The sequence below is a fragment of the Pantoea sp. UBA6567 genome (genome assembly GCF_002434165.1).
In the GTDB taxonomy this organism is placed as follows: domain Bacteria; phylum Pseudomonadota; class Gammaproteobacteria; order Enterobacterales; family Enterobacteriaceae; genus Pantoea; species Pantoea eucrina.
This window is the reverse complement of record NZ_DJJN01000002.1, coordinates 141055-163747: the sequence shown is the minus strand read 5'-3', so window position 1 is coordinate 163747 and position 22693 is coordinate 141055. Positions and strand designations below refer to the sequence as shown.

The 22693-nt window shown below is 58.1% G+C and carries 18 protein-coding genes; 5 read left to right on the top strand and 13 right to left on the bottom strand.

The annotated features are described in order from the left end of the window. Positions 1 to 244: 244 nt before the first annotated feature. From mazG to rlmD, 3 genes are all read right to left on the bottom strand, one after another. The gene (gene mazG, locus B4M48_RS01075) at positions 245 to 1036 is read right to left on the bottom strand and encodes a nucleoside triphosphate pyrophosphohydrolase (RefSeq protein ID WP_039379882.1); all 792 of its coding nucleotides are present in this window, start codon (positions 1034 to 1036) and stop codon (positions 245 to 247) included. A gap of 81 nt (positions 1037 to 1117) precedes the next feature. Continuing rightward, entirely contained in the window at positions 1118 to 3352 is a 2235-nt protein-coding gene (gene relA / locus B4M48_RS01070) for a GTP diphosphokinase (RefSeq protein ID WP_039379884.1), read from the bottom strand. 32 nt (positions 3353 to 3384) lie between these two features. After that, positions 3385 to 4701, bottom strand: coding sequence for a 23S rRNA (uracil(1939)-C(5))-methyltransferase RlmD (gene rlmD / locus B4M48_RS01065; protein WP_039379887.1), 1317 nt, complete (start codon positions 4699 to 4701; stop codon positions 3385 to 3387). Between the two features lie 82 nt (positions 4702 to 4783). On the opposite strand from rlmD, the gene barA reads away from it, so the two are divergent. Next, on the top strand, positions 4784 to 7513 hold the full coding sequence (barA, locus tag B4M48_RS01060; protein WP_288655775.1) for a two-component sensor histidine kinase BarA: 2730 nt from the start codon (positions 4784 to 4786) through the stop codon (positions 7511 to 7513). A 78-nt stretch (positions 7514 to 7591) separates the two neighbouring features. On the opposite strand, the gene B4M48_RS01055 is transcribed toward barA, so the two are convergent. From B4M48_RS01055 to B4M48_RS01030, 6 genes are all read right to left on the bottom strand, one after another. Beyond that, positions 7592 to 8731: a glycerate kinase gene (locus B4M48_RS01055; RefSeq protein WP_039379892.1), complete on the bottom strand. Its 1140-nt coding sequence runs from the start codon at positions 8729 to 8731 to the stop codon at positions 7592 to 7594. A gap of 90 nt (positions 8732 to 8821) precedes the next feature. Beyond that, positions 8822 to 9706, bottom strand: a complete 885-nt coding sequence (gene garR / locus B4M48_RS01050) for a 2-hydroxy-3-oxopropionate reductase (protein WP_071668545.1) — start codon at positions 9704 to 9706, stop codon at positions 8822 to 8824. A gap of 18 nt (positions 9707 to 9724) precedes the next feature. Beyond that, positions 9725 to 10492 (bottom strand): 2-dehydro-3-deoxyglucarate aldolase, encoded by a 768-nt coding sequence (garL, locus tag B4M48_RS01045; RefSeq protein WP_039379896.1) that lies wholly within the window; start codon positions 10490 to 10492, stop codon positions 9725 to 9727. 52 nt (positions 10493 to 10544) lie between these two features. After that, on the bottom strand, positions 10545 to 11876 hold the full coding sequence (gene gudD / locus B4M48_RS01040) for a glucarate dehydratase (protein ID WP_039379898.1): 1332 nt from the start codon (positions 11874 to 11876) through the stop codon (positions 10545 to 10547). Between the two features lie 10 nt (positions 11877 to 11886). Beyond that, positions 11887 to 13233, bottom strand: coding sequence for an enolase C-terminal domain-like protein (locus tag B4M48_RS01035; RefSeq protein WP_039379900.1), 1347 nt, complete (start codon positions 13231 to 13233; stop codon positions 11887 to 11889). Then, positions 13230 to 14585, bottom strand: a complete 1356-nt coding sequence (locus B4M48_RS01030; protein WP_039379902.1) for an MFS transporter — start codon at positions 14583 to 14585, stop codon at positions 13230 to 13232. Before B4M48_RS01030 ends, B4M48_RS01035 begins: the two co-directional genes overlap by 4 nt. Positions 14586 to 15093: 508 nt before the next feature. Between B4M48_RS01030 and garD the strand changes: the two genes are divergently transcribed. Beyond that, the gene (gene garD, locus B4M48_RS01025) at positions 15094 to 16653 is read left to right on the top strand and encodes a galactarate dehydratase (protein ID WP_039379905.1); all 1560 of its coding nucleotides are present in this window, start codon (positions 15094 to 15096) and stop codon (positions 16651 to 16653) included. A gap of 51 nt (positions 16654 to 16704) precedes the next feature. On the opposite strand, the gene B4M48_RS01020 is transcribed toward garD, so the two are convergent. The 4 genes from B4M48_RS01020 to syd form a co-directional block, all read right to left on the bottom strand. Then, positions 16705 to 17151, bottom strand: coding sequence for a flavodoxin (locus B4M48_RS01020; protein WP_071668546.1), 447 nt, complete (start codon positions 17149 to 17151; stop codon positions 16705 to 16707). 12 nt (positions 17152 to 17163) lie between these two features. Beyond that, positions 17164 to 17943 (bottom strand): tRNA pseudouridine(65) synthase TruC, encoded by a 780-nt coding sequence (truC, locus tag B4M48_RS01015; protein WP_039379909.1) that lies wholly within the window; start codon positions 17941 to 17943, stop codon positions 17164 to 17166. Further along, positions 17943 to 18269, bottom strand: coding sequence for a YqcC family protein (locus tag B4M48_RS01010; protein WP_039379911.1), 327 nt, complete (start codon positions 18267 to 18269; stop codon positions 17943 to 17945). Before B4M48_RS01010 ends, truC begins: the two co-directional genes overlap by 1 nt. 578 nt (positions 18270 to 18847) lie before the next feature. Further along, on the bottom strand, positions 18848 to 19405 hold the full coding sequence (syd, locus tag B4M48_RS01005) for a SecY-interacting protein (RefSeq protein WP_104085491.1): 558 nt from the start codon (positions 19403 to 19405) through the stop codon (positions 18848 to 18850). A 61-nt stretch (positions 19406 to 19466) separates the two neighbouring features. Between syd and queF the strand changes: the two genes are divergently transcribed. The 3 genes from queF to xni all read left to right on the top strand — a co-directional run bounded on the left by queF (position 19467) and on the right by xni (position 22661). Continuing rightward, a complete protein-coding gene (queF, locus tag B4M48_RS01000) occupies positions 19467 to 20312 on the top strand; it encodes an NADPH-dependent 7-cyano-7-deazaguanine reductase QueF (protein WP_039379915.1) in 846 nt (281 codons plus the stop codon). Positions 20313 to 20498: 186 nt separating this feature from the next. Next, complete coding sequence (ppnN, locus tag B4M48_RS00995) at positions 20499 to 21860, top strand: nucleotide 5'-monophosphate nucleosidase PpnN (protein WP_039379917.1); 1362 nt, start codon at positions 20499 to 20501, stop codon at positions 21858 to 21860. A 42-nt stretch (positions 21861 to 21902) separates the two neighbouring features. Next, positions 21903 to 22661, top strand: a complete 759-nt coding sequence (gene xni, locus B4M48_RS00990; protein WP_288655771.1) for a flap endonuclease Xni — start codon at positions 21903 to 21905, stop codon at positions 22659 to 22661. The last annotated feature ends 32 nt before the right edge of the window (positions 22662 to 22693 follow it).

Below are 22693 nucleotides of genomic sequence, written 5' to 3'. Positions count from 1 at the left end.
CTGAGAGTTTAGGTTTAAAGACGATGGAATAACCAGGACGGGAAAGCAGTATACCCGAAGTCGTCCCCAGCCACAATTGATGAATCACACCATCCTCCCGCGCCGTGCAGCGGCTAACATAGCGGATAGCCAGCCAGAAAATGTTGACGCATGTCACAAAGTTGCTGGATGGCTGAATCGAGTAAGCGCAAGCGGCTGAATTATGCACACTGCTGGAATAAACAGCAGTATGACGCTTAACAGGTTAGTGATTGTTCTCACTCAGTTTTACCTGCTGCCACGCCGCTTCCATCTGCTCCAGCGTCGCCGCAGGCATACTCAATCCCTGCGCGGTAATAATCTGCTCTACGTGGCGAAAGCGGCGTTCAAATTTGTCGTTGGCTTTCTGCAGCGCAATTTCCGCTTTGCTGCCGAGGTGGCGTGACAGATTTACCGTCGCAAACAGCAGATCGCCAATCTCCTCCTCCAGCTTGTCGCTGTCGACAGTGGCCTGCTGCGCTTCATGCATGACTTCGTCAATCTCCTCATGCACCTTATCCAGCACCGGTCCGAGGCTGTCCCAGTCAAAGCCCACGCTGCTGCAGCGCTTCTGGATTTTATGCGCCCGCATCAGTGCCGGCAGCGCGCGCGGAATATCATCCAGCGCCGAGTGCTGCGCTTTCGCCGCGCGTTCATCCTGTTTGATCGCTTCCCAGTTCTGCAACACCTCTGCGGCGCTCTCAGCCTCGGCGCTGCCAAAGATATGCGGATGACGGCGTTCGAGCTTGTCGCTTATTGCGTTGCAGATATCGTCGAAGTTAAAACGCCCCTCCTCCTCTGCCATACGGGCATAAAACACAATCTGAAACAGCAGATCGCCCAGCTCATCGCGCAGATCGGTAAAGTCTTCCCGCTGAATAGCGTCAAGCACTTCGTATGTCTCTTCCAGCGTATAGGGAGCAATAGTGGCAAAGGTCTGCTGGCGATCCCACGGGCAGCCGCGCGCCGGATCGCGCAGGGTTTGCATCAGGCTAAGCAGACGGTTCAGGGCAGTCATGAAAAATCCTCAAACAACGGTATAAAAAGGGCCGCCGTAAAAGGCGACCCTGAAGAGCAGCGGGCCAGTGCCGGCTGCGCGTTAATTCAAACGACGCGCGTCGATAATATCTGGCACCTGATTAAGCCGCGCCAGCACGCGCCCCAGCACCTGCTGGTTGTAGATCTCAATATCCATATCAATGGTCGCCAGCTGTTTTCTGGTATCGCTGCGGCTGGAGACGCCCAGTACATTGACCTTTTCATTCGCCAGTATGGTCGTGATATCACGCAGCAGGCCGCTGCGGTCGTTGGCGGTAACGCGCACCACCAGCGAATAGCCGCTGGAGTAGCTCTCCCCCCAGACGGCATCAACGATACGCTCTGGCGCATGAGAGATCAGTTCACTGAGCTGATCGCAGTCGGCGCGGTGAATCGAGATGCCGCGTCCCTGAGTAATAAAGCCGGTGATATCGTCGCCGGGAATAGGCTGGCAGCAGCGGGCAATGTGATGCATCAGGTTTCCCACCCCCTCCACCACCACGCGACCGCTCTCTTTACGGGCGTTTGAGGCGTGATGCGACTTCTGCGTCAGCTGACGCAGCGCTTCACGATCTTCCTCTTCAGCGCTCGGCTTATTGAGCTTTGCCTGCAGGAAGTTGATCATCTGATTGAGACGAATATCGCCGCCGCCAATCATCGCCAGCAGCTCATCCTGCGAGCCAACGTTGTAGCGCGGCAGCAAAATCTTCTCCGCCTCGCGCATGCTGATATCGAGCTGGCTCAGCTCGTTATCGAGGATCTGGCGGCCCGCCACGATATTTTTATCGCGATCCTGCTTACGGAACCAGGCGTGTACCTTGGAGCGCCCGCGGCTGGTCGTGATGTAGCCCAGATTCGGGTTGAGCCAGTCGCGGCTTGGATTGGGCTGCTTCTGGGTGATGATCTCGATCTGATCGCCCATCTGCAGCTGATAGGTAAAAGGCACAATGCGGCCGCTGATCTTCGCCCCGATACAGCGATGGCCAATATCGCTGTGAATGTGATAGGCAAAGTCGAGCGGCGTGGAGCCGGCGGGCAGATCCACCACATCGCCTTTTGGCGTAAAGACGTAAACGCGATCGTCGAAGACCTGACTGCGAACCTCCTCCAGCATTTCACCGGAATCCGCCATCTCTTCCTGCCAGGTAATCAGCTTGCGCAGCCAGGCGATACGCTCTTCGTGTCCGGCAGCCCCGCGCGAGTTGCTGACGCCCGGGCCCTCTTTATATTTCCAGTGCGCCGCCACGCCAAGTTCGGCATCTTCATGCATCTGACGGGTACGGATCTGAATCTCAACGGTTTTGCCCTGCGGCCCCAGCACCACGGTATGAATGGACTGATAGCCATTGGGCTTAGGGTTTGCGACATAATCGTCAAATTCGCTCGGCAGATGCCGGTAGAGGGTGTGCACCGTACCGAGTGCGCCATAACAGTCCTGCAAACGCTCTGCCACGATGCGTACCGCGCGCACGTCGAACAGCTCATCAAACGCCAGCGACTTTTTCTGCATCTTGCGCCAGATGCTGTAGATATGTTTCGGCCGCCCGTAGACTTCTGCCCGCACGCCCTCTTTCTGCATCTCCTGACGCAGATTGGTCACAAAGTTATCGATATATTGTTCACGATCGATGCGCCGCTCATGCAGCAGCTTCGCGATGCGTTTATATTCATCCGGATGCAGATAGCGGAAGCAGTAATCTTCGAGCTCCCACTTCAGCTGGCCGATACCGAGCCGGTTAGCCAGCGGCGCATAGATGTTCGTGCTCTCTTTTGCCGCCAGCACGCGTTCATCTTCTGGCGCATCTTTCATCTCACGCAGATGCGCAATCCGCTCGGCCAGCTTGATGACCACGCAGCGGAAATCTTCCACCATCGCGAGCAGCATACGGCGGACATTGTCCACCTGGGCTGAAGCCATAGAGTCATTATGAATCGCTTTCAGCTGGCGAATGGCATCCATGTCGCGTACGCCGTGCACCAGGGAGACAATCCCTTTGCCAAACGCCTGCTCCAGCTTCTCCTCACTGACCACCTCTGCGTTGGCCAGCGGAAACAGCAGCGCTGCGCACAGGCTATCGCAATCCATACTGAGCATAGTGAGGATTTCCACCATCTCAATACCGCGCCACAGCAGCAGAGTCTGATCGGGGTGCTCGCGCGTTTCGGCTTCACAGTAGCGCCAGGTCTCTGCCAGTCGCTCACAGGATTGGGGATTGCTAATCGTCAGGCTGGCAATCCACTGATCGAGGGCAAACTCCCCTGCCGTATTTAAATGCGCACTTCTGACCGCAACCATATCCTCTCCTGCCACAGCGACATAACTGTCGCTTATGTTTTGCTGAACAACACCATGGATTCGAGATGACTGGTATGTGGGAACATATCCAGCATCGCGACCCTTTCCAGATGGTAGCCCGCGGACAGCAGTACCTGACTGTCGCGCGCAAGTGTCACCGGGTTACAGGAAACATAGACCACGCGTTCTGGCGCAAGTTTAACAATATGCGACATCACGCCCGCCGCCCCGGCTCGCGCCGGATCCAGTAACACCTTATTAAATCCCTGCGCCGCCCACGGCTGACGCGAAACATCCTCTTCCAGATTATGCTGGAAAAAGCGCACATTGCTTAGATTGTTAAGCGCGGCATTATACTCTGCCTGCTTAACTAATGCTGCAACCCCCTCCACACCTACAACATTTTGTACAGATTTCCCTGCCGGCAGGGTGAAATTCCCCATGCCGCAGAAAAGATCCAGCAGGCTGTCATCGGGTTGCAGATCGAGCCACGCCAGCGCTGTTGCCACCATCTGCTGATTAACGCGATCGTTAACCTGAATAAAGTCCTGTGGACTAAAGGTTAGCGTTAAATCCTGCGAGCGGTAGTAAGGCATGCTGCTGTTAATCGCCTGCAGCTCATCGCTGCCGTCAGCCAGATACAGCATCAGCGAGTGCTGATGCGAAAAGCGTTCCAGGTCTGCGCGATCGCGCGCAGAAAGCGCGTCGAGATGACGCAGCACCATCAGCGGGCCGTTGTCTGCCAGCACCAGCTCTGCATGCCCCAGCCGCCTTACCCCCTGCAGCGCGCTCAGGCAGTGGTGCAGCGGCTGCAGCAACGCTTCAAGTTCGGGCACCAAAACAGGGCACTGCTGCAGGGGCACCAGCGCATGACTGGCCGCCTGGCGAAATCCCATCACCAGCCGCTGCTGCTTCGGCTGCCACTGCAGTCCGAGCCGGGCGCGCCGGCGATAGCCCCAGCTATTGCCGCGGATAATCTCCTCAACGGCCACCGGAGAAGCGGCGTCGCGGCTCAGCAGACGGCTGAGCGCGTGCGCCTTGCTGCTCTCCTGCAGTGCAACGGCAGCGTGCTGCTGCTGGCAGCCACCGCAGACGCCAAAATGGCGGCAGCGCGGTATTTCCCGCTGCGGACTGGGCTGTGCGATCTTTATCGCTTTACCGCGGGCAAACTGCCGTTTATCTTCCAGCAGCGTAACCTCTGCCTGTTCGCCCGGCAGCGCACCGCTGATAAACAGGGTTTTCCCCTGATAGCGTGCCACGCCCTGGCCGAACGGATCGAGCTCATCGACCGTGACGGCGATCCGCTGCTTTGTCGTCGGCCGCTGTTTTGCGGCGTAAAATTGCGCCATAGTAATCGTATTCTCTTTTAATCAGGTTGTGCCGCCCGCCACGACGCGTGCACAGGAACACGGCAATCGCCAGGGCATCGTGATGACCAAATACAGCCTGCGGGCGCGGATGATGATTTTAATACTGGCGCCAACGCTGCTGATTGGTCTGCTGCTCAGCACCTTTTTTGTCGTCCACCGCTATAACGAACTGCAGCGCCAGGTTTTTGACGCCGGCGCAAATATTATCGAACCTCTGGCGGTATCCAGTGAGTATGGGATGAGCTGGCACGATCGCGCTGCGATCCACGAGCTGGTCAGCCTGCTGCACCGGCGCCATTCCGATATTGTCCGTGCCATTACGGTTTTCGACAACCAGAATCGCGTTTACGCCACATCCAACAGTAAGCAGAACCTGGCGCTGCTGCAAAAAGAGGATATGACGCAGCTGCGCGAGGGCGTAACGCATGAACGCCAGGGTAACCTGTTGGTGCTGCGCACGCCGATTATATCTGAACGCTACTCCGCTGATGAGCAGCCGGATGAACAGACCAAACCCGACGGTAATCCCCTGGGCTATGTCGCCATTGAGCTGGATCTGCAGTCGGTACGGCTGGCGCAGTATAAAGAGGTATTTGTCGCAACGCTGCTGCTGCTGTTCTGCCTCTGCCTCGCCATGCTGTTCGCCTATCGTCTGATGCGCGATGTGACCGGCCCGATACGCAATATGGTAGCCACCGTGGATCGCATCCGGCGCGGCCAGCTCGACAGCCGGGTGGAAGGCTATATGCTGGGCGAGCTCAGCATGCTTAAAAACGGTATCAACGCGATGGCGATGTCGCTGACCGCCTACCATGAAGAGATGCAGCAAAATATTGACCAGGCCACCTGGGATCTGCGCGAAACGCTGGAGCAGCTGGAGATTCAGAACGTCGAGCTGGATCTGGCGAAGAAACGCGCTCAGGAGGCGGCCCGCATTAAATCTGAGTTTCTGGCAAACATGTCTCACGAGCTGCGTACGCCGCTCAACGGCGTGATCGGCTTCAGCCGCCAGATGCTGAAAACCAGCCTGAGCACCAGCCAGCGCGACTATATGAGTACGATTGAGCGCTCCGCCAATAATCTGCTGAGCATCATCAACGATGTGCTGGATTTCTCGCGTCTGGAATCGGGCAAACTGGTGCTGGAATCTATTCCTTTTCCGCTGCGCGCCACGCTGGATGAGACGCTGGTGCTGCTGGCGCCCTCCGCGCATGAAAAAGGACTGGAGATCACCGTCTGCCTGCAAAACAGCGTACCTGACAACGTTATCGGCGATCCGCTGCGGCTGCAGCAGATCCTGATCAATCTGATTGGTAACGCCATCAAGTTTACCGAGCAGGGGCATATCGACCTGCGCGTTGAGCTGCAGCATCTCAGCGCCACGCAGGCGGAACTGGAGATTCAGGTGCATGACACCGGTATCGGCATTCCGGAAATGCAGCAGCCGCAGCTGTTTCAGGCGTTTCGCCAGGCGGATGCCAGTATTACCCGCCGGCACGGCGGCACGGGTCTTGGGCTGGTGATCACCCAGAAGCTGGTACAGGAGATGGGCGGCGAAATCGCTTTTCACAGCCAGCCCGATCGGGGGTCGGTTTTCCGGGTGCGCGTCCGGCTCAATCTTAACCCGAATGCCCCTACCATTCCGCGCGTGCTGGATGACCTGCACGCCACAACGCTGGCCTATGTCGAGCCCCATCCGGCGGTAGCGCGCGTCGTGCAGGAGATGCTGAGTATCACCCCGCTCAGGGTAGAATATTATCCCAGCCTGGCTGCGCTGCCGGAACGCCACTATCCCCTGCTGCTGCTGGGAATGCCGGTCGCTAAGCCGCACCCGGCAACGCTGACCGATACGGAGATCCAGCAGCTGTGCGATCGCGCGGATGCCGTACTGCTGGCGCTGCCGAGCGAGATGATGCTGTTTGCCGACGATCTGCGTGCGCGGGGCATTGCCGGCTGTATCGCAAAACCGGTTTCGCTGACGCGCTTTATCCCGCTGCTGCTGGATATCGGCAGCCGTCAGCACCGCCTGATCTCCCCACTGCCGCGCCAGCCGCTGACCGTGATGGCGGTGGATGACAACCCGGCTAACCTCCGGCTTATCGGCGCGCTGCTGGAGGAGCAGGTTGAAAATATCATTCTGTGTGACAACGCAGAGCAGGCCATACACGCCGCACAGCAGCAGCAGCTGGATGTGATCCTGATGGATATACAGATGCCCGATATCGACGGTATTCAGGCCAGCGAGATTATCCGGCGCCTGCCGCTGCACGCCAGCACGCCAATCGTTGCGGTAACGGCGCACGCACTGGATGGCGAGCGCGAGCAGCTGATTGCCGCCGGCATGAATGACTATCTGGCAAAACCGATTGATGAAACCCGCCTGGCTCAGCTGCTGCAGCGCTATCTGCCGGTTGCGCCCGCCTCTCAGCCGCCCGCGGTGGGGGTTGCCGTCTCGCTTGACTGGTCACTGGCGCTGCGTCAGGCGGCCGGCAAACCGGCCCTGGCGCGCGATCTGCTACAGATGCTGCTCGATTTCCTGCCTGAGGTGGAGGCGCGCGTGGCGCACTGTATGGCTGAAGGTGACGTAAACGGGCTGCGTGAAATTATTCACAAGCTGCACGGCAGCGCCAGTTACAGCGGTGTCCCGCGCCTGAAACAGCTCTGCCAGCAGCTGGAAGGCAGCCTGCACCAGGCGAGTGATATTGCCGCGCTGGAGCCGGAACTGCTGGAGCTGAGTGATGAGATGGCCAACGTTGCGCGCGAGGCGCGTAAGCGGCTGGCGCTGGCGTAAAATGGCGTGTCAGAACGATCTTTATGGCGACGCCCATACCGGCCTTAGCCGCCGGGCCGCCGCGCATCGCGGTCCGGCCTACAGCCCTTTGCCTATCCTGATGGCTGCCGCAACGTTACGCGCCGTCAGGCGCACATTCTGTTCCGCACTGGCCAGCGCCTCTTCCAGAGAACAGATACTGAACAGTACGCTGTAGACCGCATCAAGGCCGTGAGCGTGTACAACCCCCACGTCAGAGGTCAGGCTACCGGCAATACCAATCACCGGCTTATTAAACTGTTTGGCAACCCGCGCCACGCCGATTGGCACCTTGCCATTCACAGACTGACTGTCGATGCGCCCTTCCCCCGTGATCACCAGATCGGCATCTTTGACCTGCTCCGCCAGCCCGAGCGCCTCCGTCACAATCTCAATGCCGCTGCGCAGCTCAGCCTGACAGAATGCGTGCAGCGCTGCACCCATACCGCCCGCCGCGCCGCCGCCCGCAATATGCAGCACGTCGATATCCAGATCGCGCTGAATAAGCGAAGCGTAGTGGGCCAGCGCCCGATCCAGCTGCGCGATTTGTGCCGGAGTGGCGCCCTTCTGCGGGCCAAACACCGCCGAAGCGCCTTTTTCCCCGGTCAGCGGATTGGTGACATCGCAGGCGACCTCAAAGCGGCACGCTTTGATTCGCGCATCCACTCCGCTGATATCGATCTGCGCCAGCTGCGCCAGCGCCGCGCCGCCAGGCGCCAGATCGCGGCCGGCGCTGTCCAGCAGCCGGGCGCCCAGCGCCTGTATCATTCCGGCACCGCCATCGTTGGTGGCGCTGCCGCCTATGCCAATGATGATGTGCTCTACGCCGCGATCGAGCGCGTTTTTGATCAGCTCACCGGTGCCCCACGACGTGGTGATCAGCGCATTGCGCTGCGCCACCGGCACAAGTTCCAGGCCGCTGGCTGCAGCCATCTCAATAAACGCGGTGCGCTCATCCCCCGACAGGCCATAAAACGCCGCCACGGGCTCGCCCAGCGGGCCGGTTGCGGTTAGCCGGACAAGCGTACCGCTGGTGGCGGCCACCATGGCCTCAACGGTGCCCTCACCGCCGTCGGCAACCGGGATTTTGACATACTCGGCGGCCGGGAAAACCTCGCGGAAACCCGCTTCAATTGCGGCAGCCACATTCAGGGCAGACAGACTCTCTTTATATGAATCGGGTGCGATGACAATTTTCATAGGCAATCCAGGCGCGATGGGTAACGTAACGGTATGCTGCTTTGCTCACGCAGCCTGTTCTCCGGCCTCCGCAGACGCCGGAGAGCGGCTTTACCGGGCGATCTCAACCTGCGCTAACTTCTCATAATAGCAAGCCAGCGCGCTGTGGTCGGCGGAGCCCTGACCGCTGGTTTTCAGCGCCTGCATCATCTCCATCACCGCGGCCGTCAGCGGCAGATGCGCGCCAATGCCGTGTGACGTATCCAGCGCATTGGCTAAATCCTTGATATGCAGGTCGATACGGAAACCGGGTTTGAAGTTGCGATCCAGCACCATGGGTGCTTTGGCATCAAGCACGGTGCTGCCCGCCAGGCCGCCGCGGATCGCCTGATAAACCAGCTCCGGATTCACGCCCGCCTTGGTTGCCAGCGAAAGCGCTTCAGACATCGCTGCGATGTTCAGCGCCACAATCACCTGATTTGCCAGCTTGGTCACGTTACCGGCGCCGATATCACCGGTATGCACCACCGAGCCTGCCATCGCTTTCATAATCTCAAAGCATTGGTCGAAGATCGCTTTATCGCCACCCACCATCACCGACAGTGTGCCCTCGATCGCTTTTGGCTCACCGCCGCTGACCGGCGCATCAAGCATACGGATCCCTTTTTCTGCCAGCGCGTCGTGGATCTCACGACTGGCCAGCGGGGCAATAGAACTCATATCAATCACAATCAGGCCAGGTTTTGCACCTTCAATGATGCCGCCCGCGCCCAGGCAGACTTCCTGCACCTGCGGCGAGTTAGGTACCATGGTGATCACCACATCCACCTGTTCTGCTACCTCTTTGGGCGTTTTTGCTATCGTCGCGCCCAGTTCGGCCAGTTCTGCCTCATTGCCTGCGTTGTGATCGCGCACCACCAGCGTGTAACCCGCTTTGACCAGGTTTTTACTCATCGGTTTGCCCATAATACCGAGGCCGATAAATCCAATTTTCATTGCCTTCCCCTTTCTGCGTTACAGTTTAAATTTGTTGCACAGCGCCTGCGTGGCGTTGCGGAAAACCCCGAGATCGCTGCCGACGGCAACAAAGGTGGCGCCCCATTCCAGATAGCGCCGCGCGTCCGCTTCTACCGGTGCCAGAATGCCGCACGGCTTGCCTGCGGCTTTGGCGCGTTCAAACAGGTACTGAATAACTTTCAGCACCTCAGGATGCGCAGGCTGGCCCAGGTAGCCCAGCGCGGCTGAGAGATCGCCCGGACCGACAAAAATCCCGTCCACGCCGTCAACGGCGGCGATCGCATCGATGTTATCTACCGCCTGCTGCGTTTCGATCTGCACCATCAGCGTGATGTTGTCGTTAATCGTGGCGTTATAGTCCGGCAGCGTGCCGTACATATTGCTGCGGTGCGAAACTGACACGCCGCGGATGCCCGCTGGCGGGTAGCGGGTTGAGGCAACGGCGCGGCGCGCCTCCTCTTCCGTCTCCACAAAGGGGATCAGGAAGTTATAGAAGCCGATATCGAGCAGGCGTTTAATGATCACCGGCTCATTGCACGGCGGACGCACGACCGCAGCGCTGCTGCTGCCTTTCAGCGCCATCAGCTGCGGTACAAACGTGGTGATGTCGTTGGGCGCATGTTCGCCGTCCAGCACCAGCCAGTCGAAGCCTGCCAGCCCCAGCACTTCAGTAGTCAGCGGACTGGCAAGGGCGCACCAGCTGCCTATCAGGGTCTCTCCTGCCAGCAGGCGGCGGCGAAATGTATTTGGCCAGGCATTACTCATTCTGTTTACTCCTGTATATGACGGCAGGCCCCCTTTCAGGGAGCCTGAAGCGTTAGCGCACCAGGCAGGGACGCTTATTATCAAAAGTCCAGTCCGGTACCAGGAACTGCATCGCCTGAGCGTCGTCACGCGCGCCCAGCCCATGTTTCTGATACAGCGCGTTTGCCTGCATCACCTGGTCCATATCCAGCTCCACGCCAAGCCCCGGCTTCTGCGGTACCTGCACCATGCCGCCTTTAATGACAAACGGCTCTTTGGTCAGGCGCTGATTACCCTCCTGCCAGATCCAGTGGGTGTCGATAGCGGTAATCGCGCCCGGCGCGGCGGCGGCAACGTGGGTAAACATCGCCAGCGAAATATCAAAATGGTTATTGGAGTGCGAACCCCAGGTGAGGCCAAAGTCGTGGCACATCTGCGCCACGCGCACGGAACCCTGCATGGTCCAGAAGTGCGGATCGGCCAGCGGAATATCCACCGACTGCAGCGATAGCGTGTGGCCCATCTGCCGCCAGTCGGTGGCGATCATATTGGTTGCGGTCGGCAGCCCGGTGGCGCGGCGGAACTCCGCCATTACCTCGCGGCCGGAGTAGCCCTGCTCCGCGCCACAGGGATCTTCTGCATAGGCGAGCACGCCCTTCAGCTGTTTGCCCAGCAGGATGGCCTCATTCAGCGACCAGGCGCCATTGGGATCGAGCGTGATGCGCGCCTCCGGAAAGCGTCTGGCGAGTGCGGTAACCGCCTCAGCCTCTTCGCCGCCGCGCAGCACGCCGCCTTTGAGTTTGAAATCGTTGAAGCCATATTTCTCATACGCGGCCTCTGCCAGTCGCACGACCGCATCTGGCGTAAGCGCCTCTTCATGGCGCAGGCGATACCAGTCGCACGGATCGCGCTCCTGGCTCTGGTAGGCGAGCGAGGTCTTGCGGCGATCGCCAATATAGAAGAGGTAGCCAAGCATCTCCACGCGGTCGCGCTGCTGGCCATCGCCCAGCAGCGACGCGACGTTTACGCCCAGATGCTGCCCGAGTAAATCGAGCAGCGCCGCTTCGATACCGGTTACCACATGGATAGTCGTGCGCAGGTCAAACGTCTGGCTGCCGCGCCCGCCAGCATCGCGGTCAGCAAAGGTGCTCCGCACCAGGTTGAGAATATTTTTATATTCGCCGACGGTTTTTTCGATCACCAGCGCGGCGGCATCCTCCAGCGTCTGACGGATCTTTTCTCCGCCCGGTATCTCGCCCACGCCGGTATGCCCGGCGTTATCTTTAATGATCACAATATTGCGGGTAAAAAATGGCGCGTGCGCCCCGCTCAGGTTGAGCAGCATGCTGTCGTGTCCGGCAACCGGAATAACCTGCATAGCGACGATTTTAGGGGTCTGACTCATTTCCTGCTCCTTATGTAGGACGGCGCCCAAATGCCGGACGCTTGCGATCAAATGACCAGCCGGGTACCAGATACTGCATCGCGGTGGCGTCGTTGCGCGCGCCGGCCGGCAGTGACTTATAGAGTTCGTGCGCCTGCTGCAGGCGGTCCCGATCCAGCTCAATACCCAGCCCCGGTTTATCCGGCACGGCAATTTTGCCGTTGCGGATCTGCAGCGGCTCGCGCGTCAGGCGCTGATCGCCCTCCTGCCAGATCCAGTGCGTGTCAATCGCGGTTGGCTTGCCCGGGGCGGCAGCGCCCACGTGGGTGAACATCGCCAGCGAGATATCGAAATGGTTATTGGAGTGGCAGCCCCATGTGAGTCCCCATTCGTCGCAGAGCTGCGCCACGCGCACTGCGCCGCTCAGGGTCCAGAAGTGAGGATCGGCCAGCGGAATATCGACCGCGTTGAGCATCACGGCGTGGTTCATTTCACGCCAGTTGGTTGCGATCATATTGGTGGCAACCGGCAGCCCGGTGGCGCGGCGAAACTCCGCCATCACTTCACGGCCGGAGTAACCCTGTTCCGCGCCGCAGGGATCTTCTGCATAGCTCAGCACATCCTGCAGGCCTTTACAGAGTCCGATCGCCTCATCCAGATGCCAGGCGCCATTAGGGTCGACGGTAATGCGCGCCTCCGGGAAGCGCTGCTTCAGCGCCACCGCCGAGGCGATCTCCTCTTCACCCGGCAGCACGCCGCCTTTGAGTTTGAAATCTTTGAAACCATATTTATCCTGCGCCGCCTCTGCCAGACGCACCACCGCCTCCGGCGTCAGCGCCTCCTCATGCCGCAGCCGGTACCAGTCGTGGCTGGCGGCATCACCGCTGCGATACGGCAGATCGGTTTTATGACGATCGCCGATATAAAACAGATAGCCGAGCACGGTGACCTCATCGCGCTGCTGGCCCGGTCCGAGCAGCTCTGCCACCGGTACGCCCAGATGCTGCCCCAGCAGATCCAGCAGCGCCGCCTCCAGCGCGGCTACTGCGTTTACGCGCAGTTCGAAGGTCCAGGCGCCATTGCCAAAAGTGTCAAAATCCGCTGACTGATTGCCCTTATGCACCTGCTGCACCAGCCGGTTCATACGCGCAATCTGCTGCCCTTTGACCTGGGGTACTGCCGCCAGCAGCGTCTGATAAATTGTATCGCCGCCCGGCGCCTCACCCAGTCCGGTATGGCCGGCGCTGTCGGTCAGCACCACAATATTGCGCGTGAAGCAGGCGTTATGCGCGCCGCCAATGTTAAGCAGCATACTGTCGTAACCGGCAACCGGGATCACCTGCATGTCAGTGATGACAGGCGTACTTTGCGTACTCATTTCGGCTCCTTATACGGTTTCAGCTCAACGCGTTTAATGTCACCGGTAATAAACAGAAAACTAAAGGCGGCGACAAAAGCGTGGATCCCGACATATACCAGCGCGCCCTCAAACGATCCGCTGGTGGCGATGATGTAACCAATCGCGATAGGCGTAACGATACCGGAGAAGTTGCCGAACATATTGAACAGACCACCGCTCAGGCCACTGATCTCTTTCGGTGCCGTGTCGGCCATCACCGCCCAGCCCAGCGCACCAATGCCTTTTCCGAAGAACGCCAGCGCCATGAACAGCACCACAACCCATTCGGTTTCGGTGTAGTTACACATCACCATGCTGATGGAGAGCAGCATGCCGATAACGATTGGCGTTTTACGGGCAATATTGAGTGAGCCGGTTTTGCGCATCAAATAGTCGGAGATCACGCCGCCCAGCACGCCGCCGAGGAAGCCGCAAATCGCTGGAACGGAGGCGATAAAGCCCGCTTTCAGAATCGACATGCCGCGTGCCTGTACCAGATAGACCGGAAACCAGGTAATAAAGAAGTAGGTCAGCGCGTTGACGCAATACTGGCCAAGATAGATGCCCCACATCATGCGGGTAGAGAGCAGCTGTTTGATCTGATCCCACTTTTCACCGCGGCTGACTTTGCGATCGGCTTTTTTCGCATCCATATTGATCAGCGCGCCGCCCTGCTCCATGTACTCCAGCTCCGCCTTATTCACGCCGGGGTGGTTGTTGGGATCGTGCATCACTTTGAGCCAGATAAAGCTCAGGATGATGCCCAGCCCGCCCATAAACCAGAACACGTGCGCCCAGCCAACTTCAGAGACCAGCCAGCCCATGATGGGCGCGAAGATCACCGTGGCGAAGTATTGTGCAGAGTTAAAGATGGCGACCGCCGTTCCGCGCTCCTGTGCCGGGAACCAGGCCGCGACAATACGGCTGTTACCAGGGAAGGAAGGCGCTTCAGCCAGACCGACCAAAAAGCGCAGCAGGAACAGTGAAATCACAATGCCAAAGCCGCTGAAGAGATCAACAAAGCCCTGCAGCAGAGTAAACAGCGACCAGAGGAAAATACTCCAGAAGTAGACACGCTTGGATCCAAAGCGATCCAGCAGCCATCCACCCGGGATCTGTCCGATCACATAGGCCCATGAGAAGGCGGAAAAGATATAGCCCAGCCCGACAGAGTCGAGACCGATATCTTTGGACATCGCCGATCCGGCAATGGAAATGGTGGCGCGGTCGCCGTAGTTGAATGAGGTGACGATAAATAACATCACCACGATCCAGTAGCGGGCATTGGTACGTTTCTGCACCGCCTCTGCCGTCTGGCTGTAACTATTCATGATGCACTCCTGAAATATAGCGAACGCTACATTCACTCTGACTGCATACACATCGCGTTGGGTATCAGAATGATGTCGGGTTAAACACGGCGATTGTTGTTATGGCGAACGTTGATGCGTCGTGACAGGTAACCAAACCTCTAAGAACGGAAATCAGTATAAAAACAGCCCGCGGCTGAAACACTGGAAGAAAGCCCGACAATTCAGTCAAAACAAAAAAGAATTTGTGGCATATGCACATCCTGCTGCGTGATGGCTCACGAAACGCCGATCGCAGCGCCATAATTGCACAAAAAACAGACAGCCAAAGAGCGCTTTGTGAGCACCTTCACTTGCTTTTGGTTAAAACCACCAAAGTGCGGAGAGAAAGGGGCTAAAAGCCGGACAGTTGCACAATGCGCTGGCGGGCGCGTGCTGCTTATACTGGAGCTGGCTGACTTTGATGACGTGACCAGAACCACTATTTATCGCACTGCTATGCACAGTGCGGCTACCCGGAAGGTGAGCAATGAACCGACCCGTTACAGAAAAACCACTCTATATAAAAGTTCATGAAGCGGATAACGTTGCGATTGTCGTCAACGACCAGGGCCTGCCCGCGGGTACACGCTTTGCCGACGGGCTGCAGCTGACGGAGCATGTGCCCCAGGGGCACAAAGTTGCGCTGGAGGATATCGCTCAGGATGCACCGATTCTGCGCTATGGCGAAGTGATCGGCACGGCGCTGCGCTCTATTGCGCGCGGCAGCTGGATAGATGAGTCGCTGGTAGCCCTGCCCGAGGCGCCGCCGCTCAGCAGCCTGCCGCTGGCAACCAACGTACCGCCTGAACTGCCGCCGCTGGAAGGCTATACCTTTGATGGTTATCGCAATGCAGACGGCAGCGTGGGAACCCGCAACCTGCTTGGCATTACCACCAGCGTCCACTGTGTGGCGGGCGTCGTGGACTATGTTGTGCAGCTTATTGAACGCGATCTGCTGCCGCGCTATCCCAACGTGGATGGCGTGGTCGCGCTGAATCATCTGTATGGCTGCGGCGTGGCGATCAACGCCCCGGCTGCCGTCGTGCCGATCCGCACCATTCATAATCTTGCGCTGAATCCCAATTTTGGTGGCGAGGTAATGATTGTCAGCCTCGGCTGTGAAAAGCTCCAGCCGGAGCGGCTGCTGACCGGTACGCCTGATGTACAGGCGATCTCGCTGGATGATAACGATATTGTGCGTCTGCAGGATGAGCGTCACGTCGGCTTTGGCGCCATGGTGGATGAGATCCTGCAGGTCGCTGAACGTCATCTGAAAAAGCTTAATCTGCGCCGCCGGGAACCCTGCCCGGCGTCTGAACTGGTAGTAGGCACCCAGTGCGGCGGCAGTGACGCCTTTTCCGGCGTAACGGCTAACCCGGCGGTGGGCTTCGCCTCCGATCTGCTGGTGCGCTGCGGCGCCACAGTCATGTTTTCTGAAGTGACGGAGGTGCGCGACGCTATTCATCTGCTGACGCCGCGCGTGGTTAATGAAGCGGTGGGTAAACGGCTGCTGGAAGAGATGGCGTGGTATGACGACTATCTGCATCAGGGACAGACCGATCGCAGCGCTAACCCCTCACCCGGCAATAAAAAAGGCGGACTGGCAAACGTGGTGGAGAAAGCGCTGGGATCGATTGCAAAATCGGGGCGCAGCCCGATTGCTGAAGTGCTGTCGCCGGGACAGCGCCCTACGCAGCGCGGACTGATTTACGCCGCTACCCCTGCCAGTGACTTTGTCTGCGGTACGCAGCAGATGGCTTCCGGCATTACGCTGCAGGTGTTTACCACCGGGCGCGGCACGCCCTATGGCCTCGCGGCTATTCCGGTGATTAAGATGGCGACGCGCAGCGCGCTGGCCCGGCGCTGGCATGATCTGATGGATATCAACGCCGGCACTATCGCCACCGGTGAAGAGAGTATTGAGCAGGTAGGCTGGCGTCTGTTTGAGCTGATTCTGGAGATCGCCAGCGGTCGTCAGCAGACCTGGTCCGATCGCTGGGGGATCCGCAACCAGCTGGCGGTATTTAATCCGGCACCGGTAACCTGATACCGGGCTGCACCGTTAATACCGGGCCGCCATACAGGGCGGCCCGGGTCACTACAGCTGCTTACCCCAGCTCTCCACCCACGGCGTCGTCACGCTTTCAGGCTCCGGATGCTCAACGGCATCCACCATCAGCACATCACCAATACGCTGCGCCTGCTGCGCCTGGAGCGTGGCATCAAAAGTTTTTCCTGCGCCGCAGAAGTGCTGATAGCTGCTGTCACCCAGCGCAATCACACCATAGCGCAGCGCTGGCTGATAGCCGAGCTCATCATGGATTTGCGCATGGAGACGGGCAATATTATCCGGCAGATCGCCCTGCCCGGTGGTTGAGGTTACAATCAGCACGACGTCGCTGCTGTACGCCTGCCACTCCGCCAGCGTCGGATCCTCAAAGACCTCTACTTCATGTCCCTGCGCCTGCAGCACCGGCTGCGCCTCTTCGGCCACCAGCAGTGCATTGCCGTAAACCGTGCCTGTAAAAATGCCAATTTTTGCCATCTTGCTGCTCCTTTACGCTGTTGGCTTATCCTGAACTGCCTCAGCGTCAAACTCAACCCTGGGAACGTCCGGTAACCGATCCTGCCAGCCGAACTGCTGCAGCATCTGCTGCCATATCGGATCCAGTCCGGCGCGGATCACCAGCGGCTCTCCGGTAAAGGGATGCGTCAGCGAGAGTGCGCTGGCGTGCAGCATTAAACGATCGAGCCCGAAATGCGCCGCTGCGCCACGATTCTGGCGCAGATCGCCGTGGGCGCTGTCGCCAATAATCGGGTGGCGCAGGTGCGCCATATGGCGGCGCAGCTGATGCTTACGCCCGGTGCGCGGCGACATCTCCACCAGGGTGTAGCGGGCGCTGCTGTATTTACCGATTGCCACCGGCATTTCTGTCTGCGCCAGCGCCTGATAATCCGTGACCGCAGGCTGCGGTGCACGCGGTTCAGCAGAAAATTTATCCGCAATTTTATCCAGCTCTTCCAGCAGCGGATAGTCGAGCGTAGCCGCGCCATCCAGCCAGCCGCGCAGTACGGCGTGATAGGTTTTTTGTATCTGATGCTGCTCAAACTGCTGCGCCAGTAAACGGCCCGCCTCGCTCGATAAGCCCATCAGCAGTACGCCAGAGGTCGGGCGATCGAGCCGGTGCGCGGTAAAGACGTGCTGACCAATCTGATCGCGCACCGTCTGCATCACCACCACTTTCTCTTTGCGATCGAGCCAGCTGCGGTGCACCAGCCAGCCGGCAGGCTTGTTTACTGCTACCAGCCACTCATCCTGATAGATAATCTCCAGCATCAGCGTGCTGGCTCCGCAAACAGCGCGTCAAGCTCACGCAGCGCGATTAGCAGAGCGGTATAGCCGGGAGTGACCGGAGTCAGAGCAACTTCGTAATAGGGCGCGACGGCGAAACCGGCAGGCATTGGCGCGCCGGAGGCGATCAGGGCTGACATACGCGGGATCAATACCCACTGCAGCCACTCCAGCGGAGCCATAGTATCAAGGCAGAAAGGCTGGTCGCTGTTAAACGCGGCCGCGTCAGGAGCGCTCTGCTGCCAGTAATCGTGTTCGCGCATGACTGCTTCGACCTGCTGCAGTCGTTGCGTAATAGTGTGCGTCGACATAGGTTGCCTCCGTGAAATAATGGGCGGCAAGCATATCACTCGTCACCGGTGGCGTAAAAAGCGCATAAAAAAAGGGAGCACTGTTAATAACAGTGCTCCCGGTTCGTTGTGCAGCATTCCCGCCACCGCAGTGCTCCCTGCTCATCCGTGACAACTCTTCCTGCGCTTTCCATTGCCTGTCTTCATGACAGCATCCTTAGCATCCTGGCTCGCCCTGCTCCGCACGGCTCACATTCTCCATCCTGGAGGTGTCCCTTACTCATTCCTGAGTGTCCTGCTCCGTCCTGAAGCCTTCCCTGTGACGTAAACTCCGTTACGTTCCCGCCTCCTGGCTGACATTCTCCTGAACGTCGCTCTGTCCATAGCGTCCTGCTAACGGTGGGTATTCTCTCAAAAATCGCCACAATAACAAGTAAGCATGAGTCATTAATCGATCAAGTATTGTCTCAATTTTCAGACTGATACCATAACTCTATGATTCACAATATCTTTACATTTAGCTTTTCTGAAAGGTTCACTCACAAAATGTCGATCTCGCACAGATTTTGTAAGAGATCTCTTACATAGCGCTTCGGTTATCACTCCATCGGACCGATAACAGGTTGTATATCATCGAGAAATGTCCGGACAGAAGGTGAAAGAATTTCACGTTTGTTACGTCCAGGCTCCTCCAGAATGACTTCACCGGTAAGATTACACACCGCCACCATCTCCTGCTCTGAATCAGTAGTAGCAATAAACAGCGTCGGACTCTGTTTCAGACGCCGTTTCATAATCAGATGACCAATCAGATTCTCCTGCAGCCGGATAAAGTCCTCTTCGCTCCATACCTGCAGCAGCGTTAACCTGCGCTGCTGCAGGCGGGCATGCATATCGCCGGCAAACTGGGTAGTGTAAAACGCAGTGATATCAGGCTGGAGCTGAATATCCAGCGCCCGCTCCACCGCATCCAGCCCTGACGATGGCGAAAAAGGCTGCGGCTGCCAGAGAACGCGGTCATCAACGGTGTTGATGATACAGGGCGAAGGGATCCCTGCCAGATCGCTACTGGCAGGATAGTGTCCCTGTTGCTGCTGCCAGAGATCGATATAACGGGTGGTAAACGCACACAGTGCGCTAGCGGTGGGCTGCATCATTCATCTTCTCGCTGGTGATCGGTTACACTTAGCCACTTTGATTCACCTTGTGGTAACCATTATGTCTTCTGAACACCCAAACCCGGCCTTAAGCGGCCTGACCCTGGGCAAATCTGTCGCCTATGTAGATGAGTACGATAACACGCTGCTGCAATCTGTGCCGCGCAGTCTGAACCGGGAACCGCTCAATCTTTTTCCGGATAATCTGCCGTTTCACGGCGCAGATATCTGGACCCTGTATGAGCTTTCATGGCTAAACAGCAAAGGTGTCCCGCAGGTCGCGATTGGCGAAGTGGTGCTGGATGCTGACAGCGTAAATCTGATTGAGTCGAAAAGCTTTAAGCTCTACCTGAACAGCTTTAATCAGACCCGTTTCGCAGACTGGGGCGACGTGCGTCAGACGCTAGAACGCGATCTGCGCGCCTGCGCCAGCGGCAACGTCAGCGTGGCGCTGTTTCGCCTGAGCGAGCTGGAAAGCCAGCCTATCGGACAGTTCAGCGGCAGCGTTATCGATGAACAGGATATCAGCATCAGCGATTACGGTTTTGATGCCGGACACCTTGCGCACGCCGCGGGCAATGAAATCGTAGATGAGACGCTGGTAAGCCACCTGCTGAAGTCCAACTGTCTGATCACCAATCAGCCCGACTGGGGATCGGTGATGATTCGTTATAAAGGCCCGCGTATCGACCGCGAGGCGCTGCTGCGCTATCTGATCTCTTTCCGCCAGCACAATGAGTTTCATGAGCAGTGCGTGGAGCGCATTTTCAACGACGTGCAGCGTTTCTGCCAGCCAGAGGCGTTAACCGTTTATGCGCGCTACACTCGCCGCGGCGGTCTGGATATCAACCCGTGGCGCAGCAATGTTCCCTTCACGCCCGGCTTTTCGCGTCTGGCACGCCAGTAACAGAGTGCGAGGCACCTCGCAGGCCGTAGCAGGGATGCGCGGTTCCTCTTGAGCAATCACAACCGGGAGCGTTAATCTGTCTGCGGCGTTAAGCGTAAAGCGTATGCGACCAGGGATTTTCGTCACTGCGCTCAGCAGGTTAAGCGCAGTGTCATCAGTCACGCTATGGCGTGTAAAGGAGTTCTTTTGATTACACATATCAGCCCGCTTGGCTCAATGGATCTGCTCTCACAGCTGGAAGTCGACATGCTGAAGCAGACCGCCAGCAGCGATCTCTACCAGCTTTTTCGTAACTGTTCCCTTGCAGTGCTTAACTCCGGCAGCCAGACAGACAGCAGTCATGAGCTGCTCTCGCGTTTTGAAAATTTCGCTATTAACGTCCTGCGCCGCGAGCGCGGCGTTAAGCTGGAGCTGATCAATCCGCCGGAAGAGGCCTTTGTAGATGGGCGTATCATCCGCTCACTGCAGGCCAACCTGTTTGCCGTGCTGCGCGATATTCTGTTTGTTAACGGCCAGCTTGCTCTGCCAGAGCGCCTCGCGGGTCAGGCTGACGACTCTGCGCATATCACCAATCAGGTTTTCTCGATACTGCGTAACGCGCGCGCGCTGCACGTCGGGGAGTATCCTAATACCGTGGTTTGCTGGGGCGGACACTCTATCAACGCGGTGGAGTACCAGTATTGCCGTAATGTTGGCACCCAGATGGGGCTGCGCGAGCTGAATATCTGCACCGGCTGTGGCCCTGGCGTAATGGAAGCGCCAATGAAAGGCGCGGCGGTAGGTCATGCGCAGCAGCGCTATCATGACAGCCGCTTTATCGGCCTGACTGAGCCTTCCATTATCGCCGCTGAACCGCCTAACCCGCTGGTTAACGAACTCATCATTATGCCCGATATCGAAAAACGCCTTGAGGCCTTTGTCCGCATCGCGCATGGCATCGTGATCTTCCCGGGTGGTGTCGGCACCGCCGAAGAGTTCCTTTACCTGCTTGGTATTCTGATGAATCCGCAAAACAGCGAGCAGGTGCTGCCGCTGATCCTCACCGGCCCTAAAGAGAGCGCTGACTATTTCCGCGTGCTCGATGATTTCATCGTCAATACGCTGGGCGAGCAGGCGCGCAAACACTATACAATCATTATTGATGATGCCGCTGAAGTGGCGCGCCAGATGAAAAAAGCGATGCCGCAGGTAAAAGAGCATCGTCGCGAAACCGGTGACGCTTACAGCTTTAACTGGTCTATCCGTATTGCGCCGGATCTGCAGGTGCCTTTCCTGCCGACCCACGAAAACATGGCAAATCTCAACCTGTTTCCGAATCAGCCGGCGGAAAAACTGGCGGCTGATTTGCGCCGCGCCTTCTCCGGGATCGTGGCCGGAAACGTAAAAGAAATCGGTATCCGGGAGATCCGTGAACGCGGCCCTTATCAGCTGCGCGGCGACGCCGATCTGATGCATCGGATGGATGAGCTGCTGCAGGGCTTTGTGGCGCAGCAGCGTATGAAACTACCGGGCAGTGCCTATATCCCCTGCTACGAAATCATCAAATAACCCTTCAGGAAGGCAGCCTGCGGGCTGCCGCTTATCGCTTTTATGGCACTACATTTATTAATTATTGATGCGCTGAATCTCATCCGGCGCCTGCATGCCGTTCAGGGCTCTCCCTGCCGTGACGCCTGTGTTGCGGCGCTGCATCAGCTGCTTGGTCATACACGCCCGACCCACGCGGTGGCGGTATTTGACAGTCCGAAGCGCCAGCCCGGCTGGCGTCATGCGCTGCTGCCGGATTACAAAGCGGGGCGACCGCCAATGCCAGAGGATCTGCAACAGGAGCTGCCGCTGCTGCAGGAAGCTTTTCGCACCGCAGGCGTCAGTTGCTGGATCGCCGGGGACGATGAAGCAGACGATCTGGCCGCTACTCTGGCAGTGAAAATGGCGGATGCCGGGCATCAGGCCACCATCGTTTCCACCGATAAGGGATATTGTCAGCTGCTGGCGCCCGCTATCCGCATTCGCGACTATTTTCAGAAGCGCTGGCTTGATGTGCCGTTTATCGCACAGGAATTTGGCGTTGCCCCGGAACAGCTGCCGGATTACTGGGGTTTATGCGGCATCAGCAGCAGTAAAATTCCGGGCGTCTCCGGTATCGGCCCGAAAAGCGCACGCGAGCTGCTGGCGCAGTTTGGTTCACTGGAGGCGATTTATCAGCAGTGGGATCAGGTGCCGGCAAAGTGGCAGAGTAAATTACACGCCCAGCATGAAACAGCCACGATCTGCCGCCAGGTTGCCACGCTGAAACGCGATTTAGTGCTGCAGGGCAACCTTAATACGCTGCGCTATCAGGCAGGATAAATCGCGGTACGCCAGGGACGCATAAATACGTC

Coding starts and splice junctions, on each gene's coding strand:
- B4M48_RS01020 (WP_071668546.1), bottom strand. CDS start 17,151: ATGGCAAAAATTGGCATTTTTACAGGCACGGTTTACGGCAATGCACTG.
- B4M48_RS01010 (WP_039379911.1), bottom strand. CDS start 18,269: ATGTCGACGCACACTATTACGCAACGACTGCAGCAGGTCGAAGCAGTC.
- gudD (WP_039379898.1), bottom strand. CDS start 11,876: ATGAGTCAGACCCCTAAAATCGTCGCTATGCAGGTTATTCCGGTTGCC.
- rlmD (WP_039379887.1), bottom strand. CDS start 4,701: ATGGCGCAATTTTACGCCGCAAAACAGCGGCCGACGACAAAGCAGCGG.
- mazG (WP_039379882.1), bottom strand. CDS start 1,036: ATGACTGCCCTGAACCGTCTGCTTAGCCTGATGCAAACCCTGCGCGAT.
- syd (WP_104085491.1), bottom strand. CDS start 19,405: ATGATGCAGCCCACCGCTAGCGCACTGTGTGCGTTTACCACCCGTTAT.
- relA (WP_039379884.1), bottom strand. CDS start 3,352: ATGGTTGCGGTCAGAAGTGCGCATTTAAATACGGCAGGGGAGTTTGCC.
- barA (WP_288655775.1), top strand. CDS start 4,784: ATGACCAAATACAGCCTGCGGGCGCGGATGATGATTTTAATACTGGCG.
- B4M48_RS01030 (WP_039379902.1), bottom strand. CDS start 14,585: ATGAATAGTTACAGCCAGACGGCAGAGGCGGTGCAGAAACGTACCAAT.
- garR (WP_071668545.1), bottom strand. CDS start 9,706: ATGAAAATTGGATTTATCGGCCTCGGTATTATGGGCAAACCGATGAGT.
- B4M48_RS01035 (WP_039379900.1), bottom strand. CDS start 13,233: ATGAGTACGCAAAGTACGCCTGTCATCACTGACATGCAGGTGATCCCG.
- xni (WP_288655771.1), top strand. CDS start 21,903: ATGGCACTACATTTATTAATTATTGATGCGCTGAATCTCATCCGGCGC.
- truC (WP_039379909.1), bottom strand. CDS start 17,943: ATGCTGGAGATTATCTATCAGGATGAGTGGCTGGTAGCAGTAAACAAG.
- garL (WP_039379896.1), bottom strand. CDS start 10,492: ATGAGTAATGCCTGGCCAAATACATTTCGCCGCCGCCTGCTGGCAGGA.
- B4M48_RS01055 (WP_039379892.1), bottom strand. CDS start 8,731: ATGAAAATTGTCATCGCACCCGATTCATATAAAGAGAGTCTGTCTGCC.
- queF (WP_039379915.1), top strand. CDS start 19,467: ATGTCTTCTGAACACCCAAACCCGGCCTTAAGCGGCCTGACCCTGGGC.
- garD (WP_039379905.1), top strand. CDS start 15,094: ATGAACCGACCCGTTACAGAAAAACCACTCTATATAAAAGTTCATGAA.